This is a genomic window from Sinorhizobium sp. 6-70, from assembly GCF_030124375.1.
Taxonomy (GTDB): domain Bacteria; phylum Pseudomonadota; class Alphaproteobacteria; order Rhizobiales; family Rhizobiaceae; genus Sinorhizobium.
Genome location: NZ_JASKLS010000003.1, coordinates 227,188 through 238,912 on the forward strand (window position 1 = coordinate 227,188; position 11,725 = coordinate 238,912).

Consider the following 11,725-nt stretch of genomic DNA (forward strand, 5'->3'; position numbering starts at 1 on the left):
CGCTGATGTCGCCGGATCGCGAGATCCGGCATTGTCACGATTTGCGTACCAGCGAGCGCTGGACGAGCATCGCGATGATGATGATCGCACCCTGCATCGCGCCGATCAGGTATTCGCTGATGAAGTTCGACAGGAGCATGATGTTACCGACCAATTCGAGGATGAAGGCGCCGCAGATCGTGCCCCAGACCCGGCCCGCGCCGCCCTTGAGCGCCGTGCCGCCGACGACGACGGCGGTGATGGCCTGCAGTTCCCAGAGAATGCCGGTCGTCGCCGAGGTGGAACCAAGGCGCGGCACGTAGAGCAGCACGGCAATCGCCACGCAAAGGCCCTGGATCACGAAAGCGATGGTGCGCACCCGGTTGACGGCAATGCCGGAATAGCGCGCGACGTCGCTGTTGGATCCGACGGCGACCACGTGCCTGCCATAGCGCGTGCGATAGAGGATGACGGCGGCGACGGCGGTAACCGCGAGGATGATCGCGATCGGCACGGGCACGCCGAGAATGCTGCCGAAATAGGCAGGGCGATAGAGCTCCTGTATCTCCGGCTCGCGAAGCGTGATCGCGCCGCCCTGGGAAAGCCAGGTGGTGAGACCGCGATAGATACCCATCGTGCCGAGCGTGGCGATGAAGGGCTCGATCCTGCCGACGGTCGTGATCAGCCCGTTGGCGAGGCCGCAGGCGGCGCCGGCCGCGACTGCGAATACGACGGCTGCCGTCAGCATCAGCGTCGGATCGGCGATGACACCGGAGTTCATAAAGAGGATCATCAAGCTCGCCACGAAGGCGACCATCGAGCCGACGGAAAGATCGAGGTCTCCGGCGGAGATGACGAATGTTGCGCCAACGGCAATGATGGCGATGAAGGCGCAACGCGTGGCGACGTTGGCGAGATTGTTGAGGCCGATGAAGTTGGGGTTGACGATGGCACCGACGATCAGAAGCAATGCAAGTGCGGCAAACGGCGCCACGGCCCTGAGATCGACGTCCCGCCATGTACGGCGGTGACTTGTGCTTTGGATGCTTTCCTCATTCACGCTCATGTCCAGACCAACCTCCCACCCCGACGTTCGGGGGAATTTCCTATTCCTGCGACTGCCTGTGGCCGGTGGCTTGGACCGTCAGGCGGCAGCCATTCTCTTCAGTCCCGCCGCATAGCGCATGATCTCCTGCTCGGTGATTTCGTCGCCTTCGAGCATGCCGACGATCCGTCCCTCGCGCATCACGGCGACGCGTGTGCAAAGCCCGATGACCTCCGGCATTTCCGATGAGACCACGATGATCGAGCGGCCGTCGCGCGCCAGTGCCGAAATGAAGTGATAGATCTGCTGCTTGGTGCCGACGTCGATGCCGCGCGTCGGCTCGTCGATGATGATGATCTCCGGCTCCGTCTCCATCACCTTGGCGAGCAGCAGCTTCTGCTGGTTGCCGCCCGACATGCGTCTGGCCACCACATTGCCGTCGCGCACCCGGATGTCGAAGCGACGTCGCGCCCTTTCGAGCGCAGCCGCTTCGCTGTTGGGGTCGAGATAGCCGAGACGGGCATGCCGACCGAGCGATTGCAAGGTCAGGTTCGCCGTCATGCCGGAATTCAGGAGCAGGCCCTTCGCCTTGCGGTCCTTGGTCATATAGGCAAGGCCTTGTCGATTGGCGGCGTGGACGTCGCCGGAAGTCACCGCTTCGCCGCGGATCGTCACCTCGCCCGAAAGGCGCGAGCGGAGACCTGCCACCGCCTCCATCAGTTCGGTTCGTCCCGAGCCGATCATGCCCGAGAAGCCGAGGATCTCGCCCTTGCGCACCTCGAAGCTGGCGTCCTTGACGTAATCGGTGGAGACGGATTCGACGCGCAGGACGATCTCTTCGTCGACGTCCGGCTCTGTCTTGGCGGGGTAGAGGCTCGACATCTCGCGGCCGACCATGAGTTGGGCGATCGATTCCCCGTCGAGTATCGCGGTCGGGGCAGTCTTCACCCATTGCCCGTCGCGCAACACGGTCACGCGGTCGGTCAGTTCGAGGACCTCGTCGAGCTTGTGGGACACGAAGACGAAGCTCGTGCCCTGCTCGCGCAGCTTGCGCACCTGGCGGAAGAGGAAATTGGTCTCCTCGCGGGAGAGGACGGCCGTCGGCTCGTCCATGAAGACGACCCGCGCGTCGCGGCTGATCGCCTTGGCAATCTCCACCATCTGCTTTTCGGCGATCGACAGGCTGCTGATCAGCGCGTTCGCGTCGACGCGACAGCCGAGGAGATCGAGAACCCGACGCGTCTCCGCGCGCATATATTTGCGGTCGAGCACGCCGAAGCGGGTCACCTCCCGGCCAAGAAAGAGGCTCTCCGCAACGGTCAGATGTTCGGCGAGATTGAATTCCTGGTGGATGATGACGATGCCCAGTGCCTCGGCGGCGCCGTTCGGCGGGAGCGTCACCGGATTGCCATCAAGCAGGATTTCGCCGGAGGAGGGCTGCTCGAAGCCGGAAAGAATTTTTACGAGCGTGGATTTGCCGGCGCCGTTCTCGCCCATCAGTGCATGGATCTCGCCGGCGCGAAGCTCGAAGTTGACGCTGAAGAGCACCTGCACGCCGCTGAACGACTTGCTGATGCGACGTGCCTCCAGCACGACGCTCCCGGCCTCGACCGTTTCCGGATTCATGAATTCCCCCTTGCGGCTCCCATCCGCTTTATGAGGTTATGTAAACCTTTACACACACCATGTAAAGGTTTACATCAGGGCATGCACGGGAATCTTCGGGGTGGCCTTTGACGTCTCCGGAACTGTGTGTAGTGTCCGGCCACCTACAGCGCCGGGCGTCTTATCAGACGCGCAAAGGACGCTGTAGCACTTTGGATGGCTGCATGTTTCCTTAAATCGGCGATTTAAGGAAACATGCAGTACGAGACGCAAGGCAGAGCACAGTGTCGGAATCCACGCCCGCAACCATCGAAGACGTCGCCAGGATCGCCGAAGTGTCGATCGCGACGGTTTCGCGGGCAATCCACACACCGGAGAAGGTTGCAAAGTCCACGCGACTGAAGGTCAACCAAGCCATTGCGATCACCGGCTATACGACCAATGCCATGGCGCGCAGCCTCAGGCTCGGGCGGTCGAACATGATTCTGGTCGTTGCCCCGGATATCGGCGATCCCAACTTTTCCAGCATTCTCGTGGGCCTGGAAAACGAGGCGCGGTCGCATGGCTATGGCGTGCTGATCGGCCACACGCAGAACGACGCCCAGCGCGCGCTCGAATACCTGAAGTTCCTCAACTCCAACCAGGCGGCCGGCCTCATCCTCTTCACCGGCATTCTGCCGTTCGGCCATGAGACGATGACGGCGCGATTGCCGCCAAGCGTCGGGATCTTCGAGCCTGTCTTCAACGGCGGCATCCCCTATGTCGGTATCGACGATATAGAGGGTGCCCGCAAGGTGGTCGACCTCCTGATCGCCGAAGGCCATCGCAAGATCGCCTTTATCGGCGACTCCCGCACGCGGCTGGCCTACAAGAGGCGACGGGAAGGCTTCGACGCGGGACTCGATGCCGCCGGCATTCGGGCGGAGCTTCGGCTCGTCCAGGAGGGCGACGGCACGCTCGAGAGCGGAAGGGCCGCCGTCGAGCGGCTCTTCGTGCGCGACACGCTGCCGACCGCCTTCATGTGCGTCAATGACCAGACGGCGCTCGGCGTGATGATCGGACTGAAGGCGCGCGGCTATGACATACCGGGTGATTTTTCGGTGACCGGCTTCGACGATGTGCCGCAGGCGACGTTCATGACACCGGCGCTGACCACGATCCGCCAGCCGCGCACGCTGATCGGAAAGCAGGCCATGGCGCTCCTGCTTGGCCTTCTTTCCGACAGGCGCCCCGCCGAGACGGAGATCCTCCTGAGGCCGGATCTGGTGGTCCGCAATTCGGTGACCGCGCCGTCGCGGCGATGGATGGCTAAGTAGGCTCCAGCATATCGTAATTGTCGATTGCCACGCTATTTTGCCTTTTGGCCACTACGTTACCTTTGAGTCAGCCTGACCTAACCGCCGTGAACCGTCACCAGCGATGTCCGGTGCGGGGGCCGAAAGCGGGCCTGGAACGGGCGTTTGCCGCCGTTTCTTCCGACCGACATTCTTCCAAAAACTCCTCTCGGGCACCGCGGAATTCGAACGGGACCTGATCAGCGAGCGAGTCAAGTACGATAGGTTCGCACCCAATGTTATGGCTTGCCGAAGGCCGAAGCTGCTATCGCTGGATTGCCCGTGATCTCCGCACCAGCAAAAACACCGCGACCCACATTGTTCGGCGCAAGCCTATCGACGTTGGGACACCCGAGCAAAGATACTCTGGAGACATGAAATGACCGACCAAGCACACGATGAAGTCGCCGCCCGCTGGAATCAAAACGCCGATCAATGGACGAATGATGTGCGCAACGGCTACGATGTCTATCGCAACTTGTTCACGTTCCCGGCTTTTCAGCAATTTTTGCCAGCCATTGCGGGCCTGGAAGTTATCGATTTTGGATGTGGTGAAGGCACGAATACCCGACACTTCGCTCAAATGGGTGCCAAGGTAACCGGCATCGATATTTCGCAGGGCTTGATCGAGCATGCCCGTCGGGCAGAGATCGCAGACCCAGCAGGAGTAACCTACAAAATCGCGTCTTATAGTTCCGACACGGGATTTCCTGCCTCCTCCTTTGATGCCGTCATTTCGACAATGGCATTAATGGACGGTCCTGACTTTCAAGGGGCCATGTGTGAAGCCTACCGCTTGCTTCGTCCGGGCGGGTTCGTCGCGTTCAGCGTCTTGCACCCGTGTTTTATCACGCCCGGCTTGCAATGGCAGAAAGATGAGCATGGTCAAATAACCGGTCTCTGCGTCGCACGCTATTTCGACAGGTCGAGTTTTACGGAGAAATGGAAGTTCGGAAATCGGCCGGAAGAGGAGAACGTCGTGCCATTTGCGGTGCCTCGGTTTCCGAGGACAATCGGAGACTATCTCAACGCGGTGGCATCTGCCGGTTTTCACATAAGCAGAATTGAAGAGCCGCAGCCCACGGAGGAAGCTTGTAAGATAGTGCCACGATTTAGCAGATGGCGCGATCTCGGTGCTTTCCTGCTGCTGGTTATGGCGGCACGTCCGAGGTAATCGCTTCCCCTCTACGATTCTGAGAACGTTCTTTCCTTAGAGTGTTTTCTCGTCCTCTCCCGGTACCGACCACACAGCCTATGCCAGCGAGCGCCACACAGCGGAGCCGGGGCTACGGCACGGCGGCAATCAGGGAGGGTGCGTTTCTCGTGAGGACCCGCTCTCTGACAAGAACCATGATGAAAATGCTTCCCAGGCAGTAAACGCCCATGCCGGCGATCTGCCATGGATAAGGCACGCCGGCATCGATCAGGAATCCGGTCAGGCCCGGACCCATGGCGGTAGCAAAGACAATGAGAGCCACGATGATGGCGCGGATGCCGCCGAGATGTTCCAGACCATACATCTCTGGCCACAGCGCTCCGAAAAGCGTCGATGACGAACCGAGTGAAACGCCGAGCAGCGTCATGAAGGCGAACGCGCTCCATTGTGCATCGACAAATGCCAGCACCAAGCACGCAGCGGCGAGTGGCAATAGATAGTACGGCAGGATTTGCACGGCGCTGAACCTGTCGATCAAATAGCCCGACAGCAGCGCCGAGAGCACCGTCATCGTGGATGAAACGATGAATGCGCTGGCGAATACCTCAAGCGACCAGCCACGAAGTTCAACCAGATAGACCTGATGGAAAAAGATCGTCGTCGCAATGAAGCCGGGCGCAAGGACGCCCGCAAGCGCCATCCAAAACACAGGATCGCGCAGCACTTCCTTGCGTGTCCAATCTCTCGCAGCTGAACGTCGTTCCGGGCCATCGCTTAGGCTCGGGGTACGCTCGACCCGCAAAAGCAGATAGATCGCTGGCAGACCGACGATCAGAATGAAAACGGAGGACATGAACCATGTGGTCCGCCAGCCGACGAGTGGCGCAACCGCCACGAAAGCAAGCGGAAACAGGGCTTCGCCGGCCTGATTGCCGAGGCTCGCCAGGGACACCGCCCTTCCGCGTTGCGCCGAGAACCAGCGCCCCATCGCCGTCATCGCATTGTGCGTCATCATGCCTTGGCCGAATAGCCGCAGCAGATAGAGCGTCACGAACAGCCAGAGCCAGTGCGACGCAAACCCCATCGCGACCGTCGCCACGGCAAGCATGGGGAGGGTGAGCAGGAGAACCGTACGCGCGCTGGCATGGTCGACGACCCGGCCAAGTTGCGGCAGGGTAAGTGCACTCAGCAGCGTCGCGCCCATGTAGATTGTGCCGAAGGCCCCGTGGCTCAGGTCGAATTCGCGGCGGATGTCTCCGGCGGACAGCGATATGAAGAACGTCTGCCCGAAGGAAGAAAAGAAGCACAGCAGGAACCCACCTGCCAGCCATCGGCTGTTTTTCACCAGAAATGTCGTGAATGGCATGTGGGCCCCGTTTGCCTGCTTGCTCAGTGCGCCGTCAGTGCGGCGCCCTCACCTTTATCATGAACAGCGAAGCGGTCGAGCATATGGGCGCTTGCCTCGTTGACACCGATGAGCTCGACGGCAACGCCATGGCGGCGATATTTGAGGACGATCTTGTCCAGCGCACCCACAGCCGTGATATCCCAAAGGTGAGCCTCACCGACGTCGATGATGACCTTTTCCAGCGGTTCGGTGAAATCGAAGGCGGCGATGAAGGCTTCGGTCGAGGCGAAGAAGATCTCGCCGTCGACATGATAGGTGCGCACCTTGCCGCCCGCGTCGAGCGCCGAACGAACATGGAAGAGCCGCGCGACCTTGCCGGCGAAGAATACACCGGACAGAAGCACGCCGACGAGAACGCCCTTTGCCAGGTCGTGGGTCCCGACGGTGGTGACGACCGTCGCAAGCATCACCACCGACGAAGGCAGGGGATTGCGCCTGAGGTCGAGAATGGACCGCCAGGAGAAGGTGCCGATCGATACCATGATCATCACCGCGACAAGAGCGGCCATCGGAATGATCCGCACGAGGTCATCGAGAACCAGAATCAGGAACAGGAGGAAAGCGCCGGCGACGAAGGTGGACAGCCGCCCGCGCCCGCCGGAACTGACGTTGATGACCGACTGGCCGATCATGGCGCAGCCGCCCATGCCGCCGATGAGCCCCGAAACGATGTTGCTCGCCCCCTGGCCGATGCACTCCTGGCTCTTGTTGCTCGTCGTATCGGTCATGTCGTCGACGATCTGAGCGGTCAAAAGCGATTCGAGCAGCCCGACGGCGGCAAGCGCAGCCGAGTAAGGGAAGATGATCTGCAACGTCTCGAGCGTGAGCGGCACCTGAGGCAGAGCAAGAATTGGCAGGTTCGAAGGCAGTTCCCCGAGATCGCCGACGGTGCGAATGTCCATGCCGGTCCAATAGGCGATCCCGGTCAGTACGGCGATCGCCACGAGAGGCGACGGGACCGCCTTCGTGACATATGGGAAGAGGTAGATGACCGCGAGTCCCGCCGCGATCATCACATAGGTCACGTGCGGCACGGCGATGAGCTCCGGAAGCTGCGCCATGAAGATCAGGATGGCGAGAGCGTTGACGAAGCCGGTGATGACCGAGCGGGAGACGAAGCGCATGACCCGGCCGAGTTTCAGCAAGCCTGCCGCGATCTGAATGAGACCCATCAGCAGGGTTGCCGCGAAGAGGTATTCGAGGCCGTGTTGCTTGACGAGGGTGATCATCAGCACGGCGGTGGCAGCCGTCGCCGCCGAAATCATGCCCGGCCGACCGCCGAGGACGGCGGAAACACAGGCGATGGCGAAGGAGGCAAACAGCCCCACCTTCGGATCGACGCCCGCGATGACCGAGAAGCCGATCGCCTCCGGGATCAAGGCAAGCGCCACGACGATGCCGGAAAGGACGTCGCCGCGGATGTTGGAGAACCATTCGCGTTTGTAGCTGGCAATTGTCAATTTCATGATTTTCTTCGCAAACGTACTGCACCAGGCTGGCGGGAGGTCCAGCTTGTTATGGTTTGGTGCTGTTGCGTTGTCTGGCGGATCGGCGGCCAGAAGAGCCACCCGGATTTTCACCGGGTCCGGGGTGAGTGGAGCTCATATATAAAAATCGCGGTTCGGGGACAATCGCCCATTGTGCGCGGCCGCAACTATCCCTCGATGGCTGCTATGCTCCAGCGGTCGATGGACGTCGAGCCGACGATGGCTTGTCGCGCAAACTACCATCCAGCGCGTTGGTAATAGATTGAACCGGAAAATTGAACCGGAGAGATCGATCCTAATGAGACGTTCTTTCGCCAAACAGAAAGATCAGCAACATAAGGGAAGCGAAGGACAAAGCCGCACCTGTCCATGCGATGAAGGCTACCTTACGCAACGAACGAAACTCCCCTGCGACAAAGAACCCGTCGAAGCGACTGGACTTGCGTCCTTGCCGTGCCCCCGGCTAAGGGTCTGATCTTCTGGCCGATTCACTAGGCAGCCGGCCGCTCTGCACCCAGAGCGGACGCTTGGGCACCAGCACGACGTTGCACCGCGACGCCCATCAGCCGATGGCCGCGAGCCAATTGCTGCTTATCAAGCATGCCCTTAGCGCCGCTCGACGCCCTTTGCCGCCAAGGTGCAATCGACCGCGCCGGCCACGGCGTGGCGTTGACGCCACCTTCGGCCAAGGCAGTTCGAAATGGGATACGGGCGTTACGTGTTAGCGGCCGCGGGGGCCGAAGAGGGAGGCTGTTTCGCGGGTCTGAACCCGAAGCATCGCGTTCCAAAGCTGGAGAACGAAACGCGGCTGGAACTGGCTCGCAAGCTTGCGCTGCGACAACATGATAAATCTCCGATGGTTTTGGACCACAGCAATATAGTGTATCGACGGCGCTGTTGCCAGAGCGCAGTCTACGGGGCAGCCTTGCAGGGCAAGCATATGTTGATGGGCGAGAAAATCTCTTGATCTTGAAAATCGCTTGATCTTGGTAATACAGGCAAAGAAAAGACCGGAACGGCTTGCGCTATTCCGGCCAGTCACTTTCCTTGGGAGGACAAGTCTTCTTCTCTGAAGCTTAGGTTTTCTTTCTGCCCTTCTGGCGATAGACGTCGACGACGACGGCGGCGACGATGATCACGCCCTTGACGATCTCCTGGTAGTAGGCGTCGACCCGAAGGAATGTGAAGCCGGAAGTCATGACGCCGAGGATCACCGTGCCGATGACGGTCCCGGTGACGCGGCCGACACCGCCGGTCAGCGACGTGCCGCCGATGACTGTCGCTGCGATGGCGTCGAGTTCATACATGACGCCCATGCCGGCCTGCGCTGTCTGGGCGCGTGCTGCGGTGACAACACCTGCAAGGCCTGCCAGCATGCCGGCGATTGCATAGACCTTGATCAGGTGCGCCTCGACATTGATGCCGGAAACGCGCGCAGCCTGCACGTTGGCGCCGATCGCATAGGTGAACTTGCCGTAGCGGGTGTAGCGCAGCGCGATGTGGAAGATCAGCGCGACGACGAGGAAAACGATGACCGGCCAGATGCCCGTGCCGATGAAGTTGAACTGATCGGTGAGACCGGAGACCGGCTGGCCCTTGGTGTACCACTTGGAGACGCCGCGCGCCGAAACCATCATGCCGAGCGTGGCGATGAAGGGAGGGATCTTGGTCTTGGCGATGAGCTGTCCGTTGATGTAGCCGGCGACGAGACCGATGCCGACGCCAAGGCCGATCGGCACGATGGCCGGAAGATCGGTGAGCGATGGATAAAGCGCGCGTGGCCAGGTGGACGCCTGCGCAACGCTCGCCGAGATCATCGCCGTCATGCCGACCACCGATCCCGACGAAAGATCGATACCGCCGGTGATGATCACCTGCGTCACACCGACGGCGATGATGCCGATCACCGAGACCTGCAGGATCATGATCGTCAGCCGCTGGGAATTCATCAGGAAGCTCTGGCCGACGAAGATCCAGCCGAGAACTTCGTAGACAAGGGCTATCCCGAGCAGCACCAGGAAGATGTTGAATTCGGGCGGCACGCGCCGTCTTGACCCCACGAGTGTCGTGTTGGTGCCGTGTGCGGCGACATTGGTATCCATTTTTCTGTCCTCCCTGCGGTCGGCATCGCGCGTTCAGCGCGCGGCAAGTTCCATGACCTTGATCTGGGTCGCTTCGGCTCGGTCGAGGAAGCCGGTGACGCGGCCTTCATGCATCACCATGATCCGGTCGCTCATGCCGAGCACTTCCGGCATTTCCGACGAGATCATGATGACGGCGACGCCGTTGCGGGCGAGCTCGGTGACAAGACGGTGGATTTCCGCCTTGGCGCCGACATCGATGCCGCGTGTCGGCTCATCAAGGATGAGAATGCGTGGATTGGTCAGAAGCCAGCGGCCGATCAACACCTTCTGCTGGTTGCCTCCCGACAGGTTTTCGATGCGTTCCTGCAGGTTCGGCGTCTTGACGCGCAGCTTGCGGCTCATCTCCTCGCAAGCGGCCGCGATCGCCTTCTCGCTGACGAAGCCGCGCTTGACGAACTTGTCCTGCAGCACCGCGATCTGCATGTTCTCGAGAATGTCGAGGATGAGCAGGCAGCCGGTGTCCTTGCGGTCCTCCGTCAGGAACGCCATGCGATGACGGATCGCCGTGTTGGGGTTGTCGATCACGACTTCCTTGCCGTCGATGGCGATCGTGCCCGAGCTTGCCGGCGTGACGCCGAAGAGCGTCTCCGCGACATTCGAGCGGCCGGAGCCGACGAGTCCGGCGACACCGAGGATCTCACCGGCGCGCACATCGAAGGAAACGTCGCTGAACACGCGATCGAGTGTGAGGTTCTTGACCGACAGAACGATATCGCCAATCGGCACTTCCTCCTTCGGGAACATCTGGGTGATCTCACGGCCGACCATCATCCGGATGATGTCGTCGCGGGTGACGTTGCTGGAGGCGTGCGTGCCGATATATTTGCCGTCGCGGAACACCGAGAATTCGTCGGCGATCTCGAACAGCTCGTTCATCTTGTGGGTGATGTAGACGATGCCGATGCCCTGCGATCTGAGGTCGCGGATGATCTCGAAGAGGTGCGCGACCTCGCGCTCGGTCAGCGCCGATGTCGGCTCGTCCATGATCAGGACGTCGGATTCGTAGGAAACCGCCTTGGCGATTTCGACCATCTGACGATTGGCGACGGAGAGGTGACGGACTTCGATCTCCGGGTCGAGGTTGATCTTCAGCCGCTCGAACAGCTTTGCGGTCATGCGGCGCATTTCGCCGTGATCGACGAAGCCGAACCGGTTCTTCGGCTCGCGGCGGATCCAGATGTTTTCGGCGACCGTCATGAACGGCATCAGGTTCAACTCCTGATGGATCATGGCGATGCCATTTTCGAGCGCGTCGAGCGGCGATTTCAAGCGGATGTCGACACCCTTGAGCTTCACCTCGCCCTGGTCCGGCTGGTAGATGCCGGCGAGTATCTTCATCAGGGTGGATTTACCGGCGCCGTTCTCGCCCATCAGCGCATGCACGGTGCCGCGTTTCAGCTTGAACTCGACGTCATCGAGCGCCACGACGCCCGGAAACTCCTTGCGTATGCCTTCCGCGGAAAGAAGAAACTCGGCGTTCGGTACGGCGCCACTCGCACGCACGGCTGCCATGGTTGTGGGACTGAGCGTCATTCTCATAGCCTCCCGGTTTCCGGCTCCGGCCGAA

General features: G+C 60.8%; 8 protein-coding genes and 1 other annotated feature. Of the genes, 2 read left to right on the forward strand and 6 right to left on the reverse strand.

Annotation, left to right across the window (positions count from 1 at the left end):
- Positions 1-34 precede the first annotated feature (34 nt).
- Positions 35-1,045: an ABC transporter permease gene (locus QN222_RS08225; RefSeq protein ID WP_283963344.1), complete on the reverse strand. Its 1,011-nt coding sequence runs from the start codon at positions 1,043-1,045 to the stop codon at positions 35-37.
- Positions 1,046-1,123: 78 nt separating this feature from the next.
- Positions 1,124-2,650: a sugar ABC transporter ATP-binding protein gene (locus QN222_RS08230; RefSeq protein WP_283963343.1), complete on the reverse strand. Its 1,527-nt coding sequence runs from the start codon at positions 2,648-2,650 to the stop codon at positions 1,124-1,126.
- A 263-nt stretch (positions 2,651-2,913) separates the two neighbouring features.
- Here QN222_RS08230 and QN222_RS08235 point away from each other — a divergent pair, with 263 nt between their 5' ends.
- Positions 2,914-3,945, forward strand: coding sequence for a LacI family DNA-binding transcriptional regulator (locus QN222_RS08235; protein ID WP_283963342.1), 1,032 nt, complete (start codon positions 2,914-2,916; stop codon positions 3,943-3,945).
- Positions 3,946-4,342: 397 nt separating this feature from the next.
- Entirely contained in the window at positions 4,343-5,137 is a 795-nt protein-coding gene (locus QN222_RS08240) for a class I SAM-dependent methyltransferase (protein WP_283963341.1), read from the forward strand.
- 112 nt (positions 5,138-5,249) lie between these two features.
- Here QN222_RS08240 and QN222_RS08245 read toward each other — a convergent pair whose 3' ends face one another.
- The 4 genes from QN222_RS08245 to QN222_RS08260 form a co-directional block, all read right to left on the reverse strand.
- Positions 5,250-6,485, reverse strand: coding sequence for an MFS transporter (locus QN222_RS08245; protein ID WP_283963340.1), 1,236 nt, complete (start codon positions 6,483-6,485; stop codon positions 5,250-5,252).
- Positions 6,486-6,508: 23 nt separating this feature from the next.
- Positions 6,509-7,993: a SulP family inorganic anion transporter gene (locus QN222_RS08250; protein ID WP_283963339.1), complete on the reverse strand. Its 1,485-nt coding sequence runs from the start codon at positions 7,991-7,993 to the stop codon at positions 6,509-6,511.
- 68 nt (positions 7,994-8,061) lie between these two features.
- Positions 8,062-8,117, reverse strand: a sequence feature (sul1 is cis-regulatory element that is thought to sense ions involved in sulfur or methionine metabolism; They are found in Alphaproteobacteria).
- Positions 8,118-9,090: 973 nt separating this feature from the next.
- The gene (locus tag QN222_RS08255) at positions 9,091-10,116 is read right to left on the reverse strand and encodes an ABC transporter permease (protein WP_283963338.1); all 1,026 of its coding nucleotides are present in this window, start codon (positions 10,114-10,116) and stop codon (positions 9,091-9,093) included.
- Positions 10,117-10,149: 33 nt separating this feature from the next.
- Positions 10,150-11,691 carry a sugar ABC transporter ATP-binding protein gene (locus tag QN222_RS08260; RefSeq protein WP_283963337.1) on the reverse strand — a complete coding sequence of 514 codons (1,542 nt, stop codon included), beginning with the start codon at positions 11,689-11,691 and terminating at the stop codon, positions 10,150-10,152.
- Positions 11,692-11,725 lie beyond the last annotated feature (34 nt).

Excerpts from the sequence above, each read along its gene's own strand:
- QN222_RS08225 (WP_283963344.1), bottom strand. The coding sequence starts at position 1,045 with ATGAGCGTGAATGAGGAAAGCATCCAAAGCACAAGTCACCGCCGTACA.
- QN222_RS08245 (WP_283963340.1), bottom strand. The coding sequence starts at position 6,485 with ATGCCATTCACGACATTTCTGGTGAAAAACAGCCGATGGCTGGCAGGT.
- QN222_RS08240 (WP_283963341.1), top strand. The coding sequence starts at position 4,343 with ATGACCGACCAAGCACACGATGAAGTCGCCGCCCGCTGGAATCAAAAC.
- QN222_RS08230 (WP_283963343.1), bottom strand. The coding sequence starts at position 2,650 with ATGAATCCGGAAACGGTCGAGGCCGGGAGCGTCGTGCTGGAGGCACGT.
- QN222_RS08260 (WP_283963337.1), bottom strand. The coding sequence starts at position 11,691 with ATGACGCTCAGTCCCACAACCATGGCAGCCGTGCGTGCGAGTGGCGCC.
- QN222_RS08250 (WP_283963339.1), bottom strand. The coding sequence starts at position 7,993 with ATGAAATTGACAATTGCCAGCTACAAACGCGAATGGTTCTCCAACATC.
- QN222_RS08255 (WP_283963338.1), bottom strand. The coding sequence starts at position 10,116 with ATGGATACCAATGTCGCCGCACACGGCACCAACACGACACTCGTGGGG.